We start from the raw sequence: 15,486 nt of genomic DNA on the forward strand, positions 1-15,486 counted from the left end.
GTAGAAAAGCGGTTTCATCATGATTGATTTATCTGTACTTCCTGTTTATCTCACCGCAGTAATGGCTTTGTTGCTATTACCAGGGCCCGATATGTTGCTGATAGCGAGTTCTAGTATGAGTTACGGTAAGAAGGTCGGTCTTTTTGCTAGCTTAGGCAATGCGACGTCTGGTGTTATTCTTACTTTGCTTGCTGCGATGGGCGTATCTACCCTGATTGCCATGAGCCCAATAGCCCTTAAAGTCCTTCATCTACTAGGTGGCGCTTACTTGTTAAAAATGGGTTGGGACTGCTTACGAGCTGAGGCATCTTCGGCTCCAGAGCTTGATGGTCAAAACAAAATGGCATCAACTTATTATCAACGTGCTTTGATGAGTAATTTGCTCAACCCTAAAGCCTTGGTCTTTTTTGTGATGTTTTTGCCGCAGTTTGTCTCAAGCAATATCACGGCATCTTCTGGTGAGCAGATGCTAGCGCTAGGGTTATTGTTGAACGTTCTTGGCTTGTCATTCAATTTATTACTTGTTGGGTTAGCAGGCACATTGGGCAAAGGGCTGCTCGAGAACGAAAAATTCCGCACGTATCAACATAAACTAATGGGGTTAGTGTTTGTTATTCTGGCGTTGTGGATACTGAGTAGTTTCGCCTTGTAAAGTTATCATATGCCATCAGAAAGCCAGCAATTGCTGGCTTTTTGTTTTAGGATATTGGTGTTTCCTAAGGAGAGGGTATATGAAGCTTGAATTTTGTTTAAATCCAGATCAAACAGACCTTGATTTTGTTCGTGAAGGTATTCGATCTTATAACCGACTGCATTTACCTGAAGGGGAAGTGCATGCTGTAGGCTGTTTCGCAAAAGATGAGAATGGCAAGATCATGGGTGGCTTGACTGGCGAAATGTTTAAAAATACGGTGTTTGTTGAGTTTTTGTGGGTAGACGCTGAAAGTCGAACCTCTGGTCTCGGTAGTCAATTAATGTCGATGCTAGAACAAAAAGTAAAGCCTCATAGGGTTACCCATGTTTATTTGGATACCTACAGCTTTCAAGCTCTTGAGTTCTATCTCAAATTGGGTTTTGAGAAAGTGGGGCAGTACTCAGGCTATCCTGCAGAGGGCATCCACAAGTACTTTCTACAAAAGGAAATTGTAGGCTAGGGAAAGCACGGGTTAGCTTGACTTGTTCTAGTGAAAATAAAAAAAGAGGCGCGAATTTGCGCCTCTTGTTGTATCAAATATCTATGTTTCTCTTTGACTTACAAACTTTGCTGGTGCGCGTCGATAAGTTCGTTCATCTTCGCTTCTGCTGCTTGCTGTGCTTGTTCATAGCTCATATCCGCAGGGAAGAGGTTGATGACTTCGTAGTAACATTTTAGTTTTGGCTCAGTACCAGAAGGACGAACAATCACGCGAGATTGATCTTCTAGGTGATAAATCAATACGTCACTTGCTGGTAAGTCAATGGATTCTTCAGAGCCGTCGTCAAACATGCGAACCGATGTTTTAAGATCTTCGGTTACTGCAACTTTTTTACCAGCAATCTCTGTTGGTGGATTTGCTCGGAGTTTGTCGCCGATTGGTGGAGAGTTCGGGTCGAGAGCGATGCTGCGTTGTGCGTTGAAGTAGAAACCGTGCTCGCGGTACAGCTCTTCCAGTTTATCCCACAGTGTTTTGCCTTGCGCTTTAAGCTTGCCTGTTAGCTGTGAAAACGCGACGATTGCAGATAAACCATCTTTATCCCACACCTTGTTACCCACGGTATAACCGAGCGCTTCCTCATAAGCAAACAAGAATGGGTTGGTTTCTGTCTCTTGTTCCATGGCAACGTTAGTAAGCCATTTAAAGCCAGTTAATGTTTGATAGTATTGTGCGCCATGCGCCTTAGCGATGCTGCTCAGCATTCTTGAGGATACGATGGTGTTGCCAACCAAAGCGTTAGGTTGCTGTTCCAACAAGTAATCGCCAAACAGTGAGCCCACCTGATCACCTGTTAGCATTTGATACTCGCCATCTGGGCGTTTAACTGCCACGGCAAAACGGTCTGCATCTGGATCGTTCGCGCAAGCGATATCGGCATCTACGGACTTACCTAATGCCATCACCATATCCATTGCACCGGCTTCTTCAGGGTTTGGGAAGTTGACGGTTGGGAAGCTTCCATCAGGTTCGCGCTGTTCCTTAACACTTGCCACTTTTTGGAAGCCTGCGTCGGCAAGTAGCGTTTCCGCCATATTCGCGCCAACGCCATGCATTGCGGTGTAAGCAATAGATATATCGGTATTGTTGTCAGGAGTAAGCAGCGCGTTTTCATTCATTGTCTTACGGTAAGTTTGGTAGTAGTCGTCTTCCAACCAAACTAACAAACCGTGCTGTTTTGCATCATCGAGAGACATTAAAGGTAATGGCTTCGTTGTTGCGTCATCAATTTTCGCTGCGATTCCAGAGTCGTGCGGAGGAATAATCTGTGCGCCATTCTCCCAATATACTTTAAAGCCATTGTATTCTGGTGGATTGTGACTGGCAGTAACAACAACAGCGGCCGCAGCATTCAATGTACGGACACCAAACGCAACAATTGGGGTTGCTGCAACGTCATACGTTAGGTAAACCTTGATACCAAGGGCCGTCAGTACGGATGCGGTATCATGCGCGAATTGTTTTGAATCGGGACGACCGTCGTAGCCAATAACGACACCACGACTCGCGGCATCTTTGACTTGCTCAAGCAAATAGTTCCCTAAACCAGTGGCGGTCTCTTGAATCACCAAGCGGTTCATTCGGTTTGGACCTGCGCCCACTTTGCCACGTAAGCCTGCAGTACCAAAGGCAAGGCGTGAGCCAAAGCGATCAGTAAGTTCTTGTTCATTGTTCGTATCGACGAGGTGTTGTAGCTCTTCACGAGTCTTAGGATCAGGGTCTCGTTCTAGCCATTGCGTAATTAGTGCTGTCATATCAGTCATTCCTTAGTAGGGGGAGCCTACTTTCTTGGACACTTCGTTTGGTAAGTATCTCAATGTTTTCTTTTAAATCAATGTAAATGGTTCTCAATTACATTTCAAAGAGGGCAATCGATAAACCGAATTAATTTTTCTTATCCGAACAAAATTTAATCATATTTAATTTCTTGAAGAACCTTGGAACTATAACTAGCCTTTTAACATAAATATAACAAACCGTGTCGAAATCGTAGTTTTTGTGATTTTTCGTAAAGTTGTTCGATATTTGCATCGGGACGCAAGGAAGCTCGCGTAGGCGTAGCGGCTGAGCAGAGGAGAGATCTTTTGAAAAGATTAACGACTACTCTAGCCTTATCACTGAATGTGATTTTAATCACATTTTCCTCTTTTGGTTGGTCAAAGGAAAATGACTACAACATGACAAAAGGGGTCACAGAGATAAGTGGGCAAGTGTATGAATTACATATGCTGATTTTCTATATCTGCTGTGTAATTGCTTTGATTGTTTTTGGTGTGATGTTCTATTCCATCTTCCGTCATCGCAAGTCAAAAGGAGCAGTTGCCGCACATTTCCATGAAAGTACAAAAGTGGAAATTATTTGGACGGTCATACCCATCATCATTCTTGTCGCTATGGCGATTCCCGCAACAAAAACTCTAGTAGCAATGGAAGACACAAGCCAATCGGATATCACGGTCAAGATCACAGGCTCGCAATGGAAATGGCATTACAGCTATTTTGGCGAAGATGTTGAGTTTTTTAGTTTGCTTGCCACCAGCCAAAAACAAATTGATGGAATCGAAGCTAAAGGCGCACATTACTTACTGGAAGTAGATAACCCTTTGGTGTTGCCTGTGAATCGCAAAGTGCGTTTTTTGATGACTTCTGATGATGTCATTCACTCTTGGTGGGTACCGGACTTTGCCGTCAAGAAAGACACCATTCCAGGTTTTATTAATGAAGCATGGACAAGAATTGATGAGCCAGGCGTATATCGCGGTCAGTGTGCGGAGCTATGTGGTCGTGCACATGGATTTATGCCAGTGGTGGTGCATGCGATGGAAGAAGAAAAGTTCGATGAATGGCTAGCGAGTAAGAAGGAAGAACTCGCACTTCAAAAAGCGGCGGCACAAGAAGCGCTCTCTCAAGACTTATCTATGGATGAATTGATGTCGCAAGGCGAATCGATATACACGGCGCGTTGCGCTGTGTGTCATCAGGCAAATGGTGAGGGGATTCCGGGTGCATTTCCCGCGATTAAAGGCAGTCCTATTGCAACCGGAGATGTTACAGAGCACATAGATATTATTGTCAACGGTCGCCCGGGCACCGCAATGCAGGCTTTTTCTAATCAGTTAAGTGACAAAGAAATTGGCGCGGTTATCACATATCAACGAAATGCATGGGGCAACGATACTGGCGATACAGTGCAAGCATCCGATGTGAATGCCTTTAAAGCACAAGGCAGTGCTAAGGAGGAAATATGAGTAAGCCAATTGATAAGGCAGTGAAGTCTGCGCCAGCAGAAGCCAGTGCGAACAGTACCATTGCGATTGATGATGGTCACGAGCATCATGCACCCCAGGGCATCACTCGTTGGTTGTATTCTACAAGCCATAAAGACATAGGCACCCTCTACCTTTGGTTTAGCTTTGCGATGTTTCTAACAGGTGGTGCGATGGCTATGATCATTCGTGCCGAACTGTTCCAGCCAGGGCTACAGCTAGTCGATCCGCAGTTTTTTAATCAAATGACCACGGTACACGGTTTAGTAATGGTATTTGGTGCGGTGATGCCAGCATTTACGGGTCTTGCTAACTGGATGATCCCGATGATGATCGGCGCTCCAGATATGGCGCTGCCGCGTATGAACAACTTGAGCTTTTGGATCTTACCTTTTGCATTTCTTATTTTGTTGAGCTCGTTGTTTTTACCTGGTGGCGGTCCTGATTTTGGTTGGACGTTTTATGCTCCGCTGTCCACGACTTATGGCCCGGATAGCACTGCGCTGTTTGTATTCTCTGTTCATATCATGGGTATCAGCTCCATTATGGGCGCGATCAACGTTATCGTGACGATCGTAAATATGCGAGCTCCGGGAATGACTTGGTTCAAGTTACCAATGTTTGTTTGGACTTGGCTAATCACCGCTTTCTTGTTGATCGCGGTTATGCCGGTACTAGCGGGTGCGGTGACCATGGTTCTTACTGACAAATATTTCGGGACTAGCTTCTTTGACGCAGCTGGTGGTGGTGACCCGGTAATGTTCCAACACATCTTTTGGTTCTTTGGTCACCCAGAAGTGTACATCATGATTTTACCGTCGTTTGGAATCATCTCCGCCATTCTGCCTGCTTTCAGTGGTAAGAAGCTGTTTGGTTATCATTCGATGGTTTACGCGACGTGCAGCATTGCATTGTTATCTTTCCTTGTGTGGGCGCACCACATGTTTACCACGGGGATGCCAGTTTTTGCTGAGCTCTTCTTCATGTATTGCACTATGCTGATTGCGGTACCAACGGGGGTTAAAGTCTTTAACTGGGTTGCCACCATGTGGCGTGGAGCTCTGACATTTGAAACGCCAATGTTGTTTGCCATTGCCTTTATTGTGCTGTTTACCATTGGTGGCTTCTCGGGACTGATGTTGGCGATTGTGCCGGCGGACTTCCAATATCATGACACTTACTTCGTAGTTGCCCATTTCCATTATGTGTTGGTATCTGGTGCGGTATTCTCGATCATGGCAGCGGCATACTACTGGCTACCTAAGTGGACGGGTAATATGTACGACCACAAGCTGAGTTTATGGCATTTCTGGTGCTCAATTATTTCCGTCAATGTCCTGTTTTTCCCAATGCACTTCCTAGGCTTAGCGGGCATGCCAAGACGCATACCGGATTACGCCATTCAGTTTGCTGATGTTAATCAAATAGTATCAATTGGTGGGTTTGCATTTGGGTTGTCACAACTGATCTTCTTATGGTTGGTGATCAAGTGTATTCGTGGCGGGGAAAAGGCTTCTGCAAAACCGTGGGAACGTGCGGAGGGCTTAGAGTGGACAGTGCCAAGCCCCGCGCCACATCATACGTTTACTACACCGCCTGAGATTGACTAGCAAAGAGTGGGGTGAGTGACATGAAACCGAATCCATCAAACAAGAAGCTCACAGTGAAGTTACTTTTGGCGACCCTGTTAATGTTTGGCTTCGGCTATGCACTGGTCCCACTTTATGACGTGATGTGCGACGCACTGGGAATCAATGGAAAGACAAGTGAAGTGGCCGCCATTCAACCGACAGGTATGCAACCGGACATGAGTCGAACTATTCGCGTGGAGTTTATGGCGCATGTCAGCCCAGATATGCCTTGGGAGTTTAGACCCAAAGTGATTTCGATGGATGTTCACCCAGGTGAAGTCGTACAAACCGAATACCTTGCATTTAATGAAAGCGGGCAGAAGTTGGTGGGGCAAGCCGTTCCTTCTGTTTCTCCCGGGACTGGAGCTGCTTACTTCAATAAGATTGAGTGTTTTTGCTTTAACCAGCAGCCTCTGGATGGTAAACAGCAAGCTCAAATGCCGTTGATTTTTTATATCGAACCGGGCTTGCCGGAGTCTATACACACGTTAACGCTGTCTTACACACTCTATAAACTTCCCCCTCCTACAGGCTCTTAGCCACTCAGGGAGAGAGATACAGACCAAGGTTGGTCAGTAAGGAGAGAAATTATGAGTAACAAGCCAGGAACATATTATGTTCCCGCTCAAAGTAGCTGGCCGATCATCGGTGCATTTGCTCTGTTTTTGGTTGCTGTTGGCGCAGGCATGACCGTCCAGGGGACACAAAGTGACGGTGCAGTGGGAACCATTGGTGGCATTGTGCTAGCGGTGGGCTTCTTGTTCTTGCTTTACATGTTGGCTGGTTGGTTTAGTAATGTGATTACTGAATCACTGAGTGGAAAATACAGCTCGCAAATTACTCGTTCTTTTCGCCAAGGAATGAGCTGGTTTATCTTTTCTGAAGTGATGTTTTTTGGTGCCTTTTTTGGTGCCTTGTTTTACGCCAGAATGATTTCTGTGCCTTGGTTAGGTGGGGCAGATAATAACTTCATGACCAACGAAGTCCTGTGGCCAACCTTCGAAGCGATGTGGCCACTCACACTGACACCGGGGGGAGAAACAACACAAGCTATGCCGTGGCAGGGCATACCACTTACCAATACTATCTTGCTGCTATTGTCGTCTATTACGCTACATATGGCGCATATAAGCCTTGAACAAGACAAAAGAACGGCACTGATTGTTTGGTTAGAGATAACCATCGTACTTGCTGGCTTTTTCCTATATTACCAAGCGGTTGAGTATGTTCATGCTTATCAAGACATAGGGCTCACGTTGCAGTCCGGTATTTACGGTAACACGTTCTTCATGTTGACGGGATTCCACGGTTTACACGTTTGTCTTGGGACTATCTTCTTAATCGTGCTGCTGTTCAGAATCGCTAAAGATCACTTTTCGCCAAAGAACCATTTTGCCTTTCAAGCCGGCAGCTGGTATTGGCATTTCGTGGATGTGGTTTGGTTATGTCTGTTTGTGTTTGTTTACGTACTTTAGGCGCAGTGTGAACTCTTGGTTCGACTAATAAGGGCGAGGGTTTGGTGCTAGCCAACCCGAGCTGAGCGCAATAAGCAAAAGGACGACCACCAAAGCGGAGAACATGACTCGACGGCCTAAGTAATGACTCATGGGTTTGTCTCTTTTTTCAGGATTATCTGGGTCTTCACGAACCATTTCGATAAGCGCTTTTGCGAGGTTGAAGATAATGAAAAGCAGCAAAAGGACAAGCGTCAGTTTGAATAGAAATACGGTGGACATGGCACCTCCGGTTTCATCATTGTTGTTATCAAGACAATTATGGCTATCGAAACGGTTTTGGGTTGCAGTTGGTTTAACTGTGGTTGTGTTTTCTCTTTTGGTCAAACTGGGTTTTTGGCAGTTTGAGAGAGGGCAAGAAAAACAAGCATTGGAACAAGCCATTCTCGCGCGTGCGGATAGTGCGTACCAAGCACTAAGCGTCGTTCTTGAAGACAACGACTGGCGAGAGGAAAGTATCCTCGGGAAAAAAGTGGAAGTTAATGTTGTTCCTCAGGCGTTTCCCGTAATTTTGTTAGACAACCAAACGCATCAAGGCAGTGTGGGATATTTAGCATTTCAGATTGTATTGACGAGCGATGAGCCTAGTACCTATGCGTTATTGGAGCTTGGTTTTGTCGAGGGAAGAGCAGATCGCTCAATGTTACCAACGGTCACCAAACTCGATAATTCGATTTTCATCACAGGACGCCTGTACCGAAAATCTACTAATCCACTGAGCTCAGAGTTAATGCCGGAAGTTGGCGATGTTATTCGCGTGCAAAACCTAAACATCGCGCAATTGAATCAGCTACTGAATATTGAACTTATGCCCGCAGTCTTGCAGCCAGACAATTTAACTCGTTGGCCCTATGACTTTCCTTGGAATCCATTGCCACTCAATAGTGCCAAACATTTTGGCTATTCGATTCAATGGTTTTCGATGGCAGGTGTTTTCTTATTACTGACTTTAATTGTTTTTGTTCGTTGGCAAAAAAAGTTGCGTCACATGGAGGTGAAGCATGACATCTAAAGTAACCAAAGGACGACTAATGTTGATTGCGCTGGTTTGTACGTTCGCGCTTCCCGCTGTCATTGCAAAAGTCATTCTCACACAAGGGTGGTATCAAAGCGGAGTGACCAATAGAGGCGAGTTAGTCGAACCATACACGACGTTAGAGCAACTTGGTCAAGAGTCACCTCTCAAAGACCATGGTTGGCAACTCGCTTATGTATTGCCTAACGAATGCACTGAACAGTGTAAACAGCAGCTTTACCTGCTTCAGCAAAGCCATGTTGCTTTAGGTAAGTATCAAGAGCGAGTAGTGCCAGTCGTTTGGCAGACTGAGCATTCAGATCCCATGGAAGTATCGATGTTAGCGATGCAAATGAATGAATTGGTTACCGCAAAAGTGAAACCTGGGCAAATGTTGATCGTTGATCCTCTTGGGCAACTGGTGATGTCTTACTCGCCGAAACCAAATGAGGACTTAGTCCTATTGAATAAAGGTATGTTGGCGGACTTACGCAAGCTCTTAAAACTGTCACGAGTCGGTTAGAGGAAGTGCATATGAAATTAATTCAGTTGGTTAGATTCAGTTTGCTGCTAACTCTCGTGGTGATCATGTTAGGGGCATATACTCGCCTTTCAGATGCAGGGTTAGGTTGCCCGGATTGGCCTGGTTGTTATGGGCACTTTTCTGTGCCGCATCAAGAAGAAGACGTCATACGTGCTAACCTGAACTTCCCCGAGCGGGCAGTAGAGCATGAGAAAGCATGGCTTGAGATGATTCATCGCTATTTTGCGGGAACGTTAGGTTTAGTCATTTTTGCGATGGCAGCGATATCAGTAAGGTCTGAGCGTGTAAATTCAACCTTTCCGATGTTGCTAAGCGTATTGGTGATTGGGCAGGCACTTTTGGGAATGTGGACAGTTACTCTTAAATTAATGCCCGTCATCGTGATGCTTCACTTGCTCGGTGGTTTTGTTTTATTGGCGTTACAGGCGATTTTTTACTGCCAATTAAAAGCGCAAAACAATCTCTATTTCTCTCCATCTTCTAGCTCTCTGAGAGGCTTTTCATTGTTGGTTTTCCTGGTTGTTTTGGTGCAAGTGCTCCTTGGAGGATGGACTTCGTCAAATTATGCTGCGCTGATGTGTACCACACTGCCGATTTGTGAGGGAGACTGGATGAGCCATCTCTCATGGAAAGAAGCGTTTTCTTTCTGGCAAACTGGATTCGAGAATTATGAATTTGGTGTCTTGGAGTATCCGGCAAGAATGACTATACACGTCACTCATCGTATAGGCGCTATTGTTACCGCCACCGTGGTATTGGCTTATAGTATTGGGCTTATGAGGCAAGATTCTCATCATTCACAGAGAATCGGAGGGTGGTTGTTATTCACTCTGGTGTGCCAAATTATGCTGGGTGTAAGCAACGTAGTATTTCAACTTCCTATCTATGTCGCGGTGGCGCACAACCTTGGTGCCGCTGTTATGTTGAGTCTCGTTTGTGTTAGCCAGTTTTACTTGTGGCAGGGTAAAACGGCTTGGAATTACACCGCGAAAGGAGTTCGCTATGAGTAAAGAAATCGCGCTGTCGTTAAATGGGCGAAAGCGACTAAGTTCCGTTTATTTGAAGTTAACGAAACCTAAAGTGGTGGCGTTAATGTTGGTGACGGCAGTAGTAGGGATGAGCTTAGCCCCAGTTGATGATTTCCCCTGGTTGCAGGCGGTAGTTGGCCTAACGGGGATTGGTCTGATGGCAGGGTCTGCGGCAGCGTTTAATCATCTAATTGACCGCCGAATTGATGCGAGAATGGCACGTACACACAAACGACCATTGCCATCGGGTGAGACTAAACCATCATCGGTGATAGCCTTCGCTACAGTTTTAGGTGTCTTAGGGTTTGTACTTCTATATGCGATGGTCAACCCGCTGACGGCATGGTTGACTTTGATGAGTTTGCTCGGCTATGCGATGGTATACACAATGTACCTCAAACGTGCTACGCCCCAAAATATCGTCATTGCAGGGATTGCCGGTGCGATGCCGCCTCTTCTCGGTTGGACTGCTGTAACAGGGCAATTACATGCGAATGCTTGGCTGCTCGTGATGATCATTTTTATCTGGACGCCACCACATTTTTGGGCTCTGGCTATTCATCGTGTCGAGGATTACCGCAAGGTAGATATTCCCATGCTGCCAGTGACACACGGCATTGAGTACACCAAAACTTCTATTCTGTTGTATACGGTGCTATTGACTTTGGTTTGTGTCCTACCGGTTTTGGTTGGTATGGTCGGCGTGGTGTATCTTTTTGCCTCGCTACTACTCAATGTTGGCTTTATGTACCATGCATGGAAGCTAAAATATGCACCAGAGCCAAATACCGCGATGGAGACGTTTAAATTCTCTATCTATCATCTTTTGGCGTTGTTCATTGCATTGCTTTCGGATCACTATATTGGTTTTTAACCTTTCTTAAAACAGAAAACGCCGCGTGGTTCGCGGCGTTTTTGGTTTTGATACTTTGGCTTTAAGACAAAGCTTTCTAGATTTATTGAATTTCTAGCAGTTCAACATCAAAGATCAAAACACTTGCTGGTGGAATTGGGCCAGAGCCACTCTTACCATAGCCAAGCGTGCTTGGTACGAAAAGGCGGATTTTCTCACCTTCTACCATGTATTGTAGACCTTCTTGCCAGCCTTTAATGACTTGGTTAAGACCAAATGAAATCGGCTCACCACGATTAACAGAGCTATCGAATACCGTGCCATCAATCAAGGTGCCGTGGTAGTGTACTTTTACTTTACTTGTTGCAGTTGGGTGAACCTCACCTTCGCCTTTTTCAAGAACCATGTATTGAAGGCCACTTTCTGTTGTGATGACGCCTTCTTTTTTCGCATTTTCTAGTAAGAATGCTTGGCCTTTGGCAAAGTTTTCATCTGCTACTTTATGGTTTGTCCAAGTACGGTAAATGAAAAAGCCCGCCAAAATAAAAATAATAAGAGGAAACAAAAATTTAGACACGTAATCTCCTTGTCTATTTAGGTTGTTTTAGCAAAAAGTTGATGGTTTCTGCCATGGCTTCAACGCTGTCATGACCACCAGTAATCACTTGATATTTTCCGTTTACGATAAAGGCTGGAACGGAGTTAATTTGGCCGCGAGTCGTGATCGCTTCTGCCTTAGTGATGTACTCAAACAGCGCTTTTTGCTGTGCTTCATCTAAATGGTAAGGGCTGATAAGGTTGCGAGACTCAAAGGCTTTCTCTACGGCGATTTGGCGTTCCTCAGCCGTTGCATCGGCACCCATTTGCACAGCAGTAAAAAGATCCGCCATAAACGCTTTATCTGGTGTTGATTCAAGCTGCATTACGGCAGTATAGAAGATGATGGCGCTCACTTGTGCACTTTCATTGAACGTTACATGCATTTTTTCAACGCTTTGATCGGTCAATGATTCAATTTGAGGGACAAACTCTTCCATTGAGCGGCAGTGGCCACAAGTTAAAGAGAATGCTTCAGTCAGGGGAGCTAAATCATACTCTTCAAGGGATACTGGCAAAACTTCGTATTGTTTGCCTTGCTGAGGCTGACTCTTGCCGCTATCGCATGCCGACAAAGCCATTACGGCAACAACAACAGCAAAGCCTTTCGATATGGTTTTTAACATAGTAGTGCTCTAAATGAGAAATTTGCGTTAGTTTATCGGTTAACGATAGTGACTAAAACCATTAAATAACAATAAAGTGAGACCATTGGTAACAGACTTTGCCTGACGTATGGACTGTAAGGGTAGGGTATTTTAGTGTTGCGTTTTATTTGAGAGATGATTTTGCATTGACTCAAGTGGCATGAACGCTGCATAGACAAACCAATCGGTGGACAAAAGCGCTAAAGATTCGGCGTGTTTTGTCGACACAATGAACAAGAGTTTTTCTACGTTGGTAATGGTATGAAGCATTGGTTTTTAATTGTTTGTGGCATTCTGGCCGGGTGCAGTAGCCTCGATCAAGATATGGTCCCAGGTGGGAACATTTTAGATACAGCTCCTAAATCAAACACTGAGCTGAGACACCCAGAGTGGGGATACCCGAGCGCATCCAATGTGGCTTCTTCCTCTCGTTCATATCAAACGGCGAGGGCGTCAGTAAAAAAGTCGCAAAACGTGACCTCTCTGGAAATGTTCCTGAGCAGGCATAACATTCCTCACGAGACGCTCAGTGGTGGCCACCTGATGATACGTTTGAAAGAGCAAGTGCATTTTCAAACGGGCTCAGCAAGGTTATCTGCTCAATCTCAAGACTGGATTCGAAACATTGGTCACTATCTGGCGGGAAGAACTGATGTTGATGTCGTGATTGATGGTCATGCGGATAGTACGGGAGCTGAAAGCTTCAACGACACGCTATCTGAAAAGCGAGCTCGTGAAGTAGAAAAACAATTATTGGCGACGAGTATTCCACGTCAACGAGTGTTTTCTAGAGGCTTCGGAGAGTATGTACCGAAGTGCAGCAATGCGACAGCGAGTGGTAAAGCTTGCAATCGGCGCGTAGAGCTAACATTGATCGTGGATGAATAACGCAGACGTTGGGTGGTAATCTTCGTTGTGTTGTTCTTGCATACCCGTTATTTGCTTAGTGGAGTTTAAGTTCGGAGTTGAGCAAGAAGACTGAATAAGGAAAGCTCGCACGGCAACATTTAGCTAGAAAAAATAGAAAAGAGGCACCGTTAGGTGCCTCTTTTACATCCGCCAATGTTCATAGGGGGAACTTAGGCAAATTCTTTTTCAACGTAAGCGACGATGTCAGATGACTCGTATAACCACTGTGTTTCGCCATCTTTTTCGATACGAAGGCAAGGGACTTTAACTCGCCCACCACCTTGCTCTAGTTCAGCTCGATGAGTAGGATTATTTTTTGCATCACGTAGCTCAATGTTCACCGATTGACGCTTCATTGCACGGCGGACCTTTACGCAAAAAGGGCAGGCTTCAAATTGGTAAAGTGCGTATTGTTTCGCTTTTTCATCAATACGTTGCTGTTCTTCTGCGGTGCGCTTAATACCACGAGGTGAGAACACCGCGTTCAGCAATAAGATAACCTTGCCTAAAATCCAACGGATAAACTTCATAATGATCCCTTGACGTTCATTGGGTAACTGTCCTTTAAGAATGCAATCATGATGCTTGTTGCACTGAGCGTGAAGTCTATCAGTTGTTTGAAATGGATAAAACCATGTATTTTATGCGGAAAATAGACGTTTAAACCAACCCCAAAAGCCACTTGCTGAAGCCGGACGGGCTTCTTTACCTTGATAAAAACTTTGCATGAGTTCGGTTCTGAATGCATCAACGTCCATGCGTTTTATGACAAGCTCATGCTGCAATGTATTTTGAGTCTGCTCGGCATGATCGTGCGCCAAGCTGAAATCCATATTTAAATAGCCTTGCGTGTATAACCAAAGGTGGGTGACTAAGATTAGGTCTTCAGCAGATTGGTTAGTAAACTTATCCGCGAGCTCATTACCCAAGGAGTCAGTCAGAACTTGCTGCATACGCTGGGTAGAGTGAGCATGTTGCTCGTAGTTAGCACTTGCTTCAATATGTGATTTGGTCAAAAGGCCAAGCAGGTGAAGAGTAGGTGCTGTTGTGGGTTTGTTCTCACAAACTTTTGTAAATAGTTGTGACTGTTCTTTTAACCAACGCCGCTTTGCTGCTTTATGTTCTTTAACAAAGGGGATTTCTTCAAATCCCATCTCTTGACTCAGTTCACTAAGAGACGTCATGGTTTTTTAGTTCCTTCACCGTTACTTCGATATGTTGATCATTGATATCAACAAAAATTGAGCTGCCAGTAATCATAACAGAAAGGCTAGTACCTCGGTCAAGATGCTGACAAATCAAGTCGATAGCGTCATAGTCAAAGCTCTCTACGTTGACGGGAAGCATTGAGAACTTTCCTGACATTTTGTCCCACCAGACAGCCGCTTTGGTGTTATAAGTGTAAACTTTTACATGCTTTGCGAGGCGAGAAGCTTTCTTAATTCTGTCTGGTTCTGGTTCGCCAATTTCAATCCAGTGAGTAATGCTTTGATCATCGCCAACATGCCATAAATCAGGCTCTTCAATCGTAGAGAGTCCTTTTGTAAACTCCAGATTGCTTTGAGCATTTAAACAGTAAGCTAGAATGCGAGCCAACATTCGTTGCGGCTTTTCAGAAGGATGAAGGGCGATAGTTAGATTTTTAGAATCGTAATAGTCATTATTCATATCGGAAATGGCGATACGAAATTTGTAAATGGTTGGTTTAAGAGCCATAGATTTATATCGTTTTGTTGGCAAAATAAGTTTTAGGCAAAAAAATAGCCAGCTTTAAAAGCTGGCTATCGTATCAAATTCTTTAAGAATTAAAGTACTTTGATTTGCTCTGCTTGAGGGCCTTTTTGACCTTGAGAGATAACAAATTCTACTTTCTGGCCTTCAACTAGAGTACGGAAGCCGTCACCAGTGATTGCAGAGAAGTGAGCAAATACGTCAGGACCGTTTTCTTGTTGAATGAAACCGAAGCCTTTAGTTTCGTTGAACCACTTAACTGTGCCAGTAGCTGTGTTAGACATGTCTATTTCCTAAATATCTAAATAATGTAATCTTTCGCCTCAACGGCGCTTATAGCGTGGAAAAATAAATTGCTATTGCGTACCACAGGACGACGGGTTACAAGTAATCCAACGAAATGTGAAAACAAAGAACTTTCTTTCTAGCCGTGTTTGAGTCTAGGTTAATTCCACGAAGAGTCAACATATATTAGTGCTTTATGGACAAATATTTGTATTTAGTCACTATTTAACCAGCATGTTTTTGATTAAATTTCAAATAAATGACGGTGATGTG

19 protein-coding genes are annotated in these 15,486 nt (G+C 44.6%); 11 read left to right on the plus strand and 8 right to left on the minus strand.

Annotated elements, in window-relative coordinates; all coding sequences use genetic code 11:
• Positions 1–19 precede the first annotated feature (19 nt).
• Together R7P69_RS03115 and R7P69_RS03120 are read left to right on the plus strand one after the other, a co-directional pair.
• Complete coding sequence (locus tag R7P69_RS03115) at positions 20–652, plus strand: LysE family translocator (protein ID WP_086047290.1); 633 nt, start codon at positions 20–22, stop codon at positions 650–652.
• A gap of 79 nt (positions 653–731) precedes the next feature.
• Positions 732–1,154, plus strand: coding sequence for a GNAT family N-acetyltransferase (locus R7P69_RS03120; protein WP_238952542.1), 423 nt, complete (start codon positions 732–734; stop codon positions 1,152–1,154).
• Between the two features lie 98 nt (positions 1,155–1,252).
• Here R7P69_RS03120 and R7P69_RS03125 read toward each other — a convergent pair whose 3' ends face one another.
• Positions 1,253–2,947, minus strand: coding sequence for a phospho-sugar mutase (locus R7P69_RS03125; protein WP_025768465.1), 1,695 nt, complete (start codon positions 2,945–2,947; stop codon positions 1,253–1,255).
• Positions 2,948–3,277: 330 nt separating this feature from the next.
• Between R7P69_RS03125 and coxB the strand changes: the two genes are divergently transcribed.
• The 4 genes from coxB to R7P69_RS03145 are packed head-to-tail and all read left to right on the plus strand — an operon-like array spanning position 3,278 to position 7,565.
• Complete coding sequence (gene coxB, locus R7P69_RS03130) at positions 3,278–4,441, plus strand: cytochrome c oxidase subunit II (RefSeq protein ID WP_005385208.1); 1,164 nt, start codon at positions 3,278–3,280, stop codon at positions 4,439–4,441.
• The gene (ctaD, locus tag R7P69_RS03135) at positions 4,438–6,069 is read left to right on the plus strand and encodes a cytochrome c oxidase subunit I (protein ID WP_017821601.1); all 1,632 of its coding nucleotides are present in this window, start codon (positions 4,438–4,440) and stop codon (positions 6,067–6,069) included. The genes coxB and ctaD overlap by 4 nt, the downstream gene beginning before the upstream one ends.
• Before the next feature lie 20 nt (positions 6,070–6,089).
• Positions 6,090–6,629: a cytochrome c oxidase assembly protein gene (locus tag R7P69_RS03140; RefSeq protein WP_047101617.1), complete on the plus strand. Its 540-nt coding sequence runs from the start codon at positions 6,090–6,092 to the stop codon at positions 6,627–6,629.
• Between the two features lie 51 nt (positions 6,630–6,680).
• Positions 6,681–7,565 (plus strand): cytochrome c oxidase subunit 3, encoded by an 885-nt coding sequence (locus R7P69_RS03145; RefSeq protein WP_005385214.1) that lies wholly within the window; start codon positions 6,681–6,683, stop codon positions 7,563–7,565.
• Positions 7,566–7,589: 24 nt separating this feature from the next.
• Here the strand turns inward: R7P69_RS03145 and R7P69_RS03150 are convergent, their stop codons facing one another.
• The gene (locus R7P69_RS03150; RefSeq protein WP_005375504.1) at positions 7,590–7,826 is read right to left on the minus strand and encodes a DUF2909 domain-containing protein; all 237 of its coding nucleotides are present in this window, start codon (positions 7,824–7,826) and stop codon (positions 7,590–7,592) included.
• Here R7P69_RS03150 and R7P69_RS03155 point away from each other — a divergent pair.
• From R7P69_RS03155 to cyoE, 4 genes are read left to right on the plus strand one after another with little or no spacing between them, the layout of a single operon-like run.
• Positions 7,825–8,616, plus strand: a complete 792-nt coding sequence (locus R7P69_RS03155; RefSeq protein ID WP_199267669.1) for an SURF1 family protein — start codon at positions 7,825–7,827, stop codon at positions 8,614–8,616. The genes R7P69_RS03150 and R7P69_RS03155 overlap by 2 nt on opposite strands.
• Positions 8,606–9,142, plus strand: coding sequence for a hypothetical protein (locus R7P69_RS03160; protein ID WP_017635864.1), 537 nt, complete (start codon positions 8,606–8,608; stop codon positions 9,140–9,142). Before R7P69_RS03155 ends, R7P69_RS03160 begins: the two co-directional genes overlap by 11 nt.
• 11 nt (positions 9,143–9,153) lie before the next feature.
• Positions 9,154–10,173, plus strand: a complete 1,020-nt coding sequence (locus tag R7P69_RS03165) for a COX15/CtaA family protein (protein WP_158155329.1) — start codon at positions 9,154–9,156, stop codon at positions 10,171–10,173.
• The gene (gene cyoE / locus R7P69_RS03170) at positions 10,166–11,065 is read left to right on the plus strand and encodes a heme o synthase (RefSeq protein WP_005375639.1); all 900 of its coding nucleotides are present in this window, start codon (positions 10,166–10,168) and stop codon (positions 11,063–11,065) included. The genes R7P69_RS03165 and cyoE overlap by 8 nt, the downstream gene beginning before the upstream one ends.
• 82 nt (positions 11,066–11,147) lie before the next feature.
• Here cyoE and R7P69_RS03175 read toward each other — a convergent pair whose 3' ends face one another.
• Both R7P69_RS03175 and R7P69_RS03180 read right to left on the minus strand, forming a co-directional pair.
• Positions 11,148–11,621, minus strand: coding sequence for an FKBP-type peptidyl-prolyl cis-trans isomerase (locus R7P69_RS03175; RefSeq protein ID WP_005375638.1), 474 nt, complete (start codon positions 11,619–11,621; stop codon positions 11,148–11,150).
• Between the two features lie 13 nt (positions 11,622–11,634).
• Positions 11,635–12,267 carry a thiol:disulfide interchange protein DsbA/DsbL gene (locus R7P69_RS03180; protein WP_042521488.1) on the minus strand — a complete coding sequence of 211 codons (633 nt, stop codon included), beginning with the start codon at positions 12,265–12,267 and terminating at the stop codon, positions 11,635–11,637.
• Between the two features lie 282 nt (positions 12,268–12,549).
• Between R7P69_RS03180 and R7P69_RS03185 the strand changes: the two genes are divergently transcribed.
• The gene (locus R7P69_RS03185) at positions 12,550–13,176 is read left to right on the plus strand and encodes an OmpA family protein (protein ID WP_085569492.1); all 627 of its coding nucleotides are present in this window, start codon (positions 12,550–12,552) and stop codon (positions 13,174–13,176) included.
• A gap of 191 nt (positions 13,177–13,367) precedes the next feature.
• On the opposite strand, the gene R7P69_RS03190 is transcribed toward R7P69_RS03185, so the two are convergent.
• The 4 genes from R7P69_RS03190 to R7P69_RS03205 form a co-directional block, all read right to left on the minus strand.
• On the minus strand, positions 13,368–13,727 hold the full coding sequence (locus tag R7P69_RS03190) for a glutaredoxin family protein (protein WP_005375631.1): 360 nt from the start codon (positions 13,725–13,727) through the stop codon (positions 13,368–13,370).
• 111 nt (positions 13,728–13,838) lie between these two features.
• Entirely contained in the window at positions 13,839–14,381 is a 543-nt protein-coding gene (locus tag R7P69_RS03195) for a hypothetical protein (RefSeq protein ID WP_053303766.1), read from the minus strand.
• A complete protein-coding gene (locus R7P69_RS03200; protein ID WP_005375627.1) occupies positions 14,368–14,913 on the minus strand; it encodes a YaeQ family protein in 546 nt (181 codons plus the stop codon). The genes R7P69_RS03195 and R7P69_RS03200 overlap by 14 nt, the downstream gene beginning before the upstream one ends.
• Before the next feature lie 89 nt (positions 14,914–15,002).
• On the minus strand, positions 15,003–15,212 hold the full coding sequence (locus R7P69_RS03205) for a cold-shock protein (RefSeq protein WP_005375625.1): 210 nt from the start codon (positions 15,210–15,212) through the stop codon (positions 15,003–15,005).
• Between the last annotated feature and the right edge of the window lie 274 nt (positions 15,213–15,486).

This window comes from Vibrio sp. 661 (assembly GCF_033339315.1).
GTDB classification, from domain to species: Bacteria; Pseudomonadota; Gammaproteobacteria; order Enterobacterales; family Vibrionaceae; genus Vibrio; species Vibrio alginolyticus.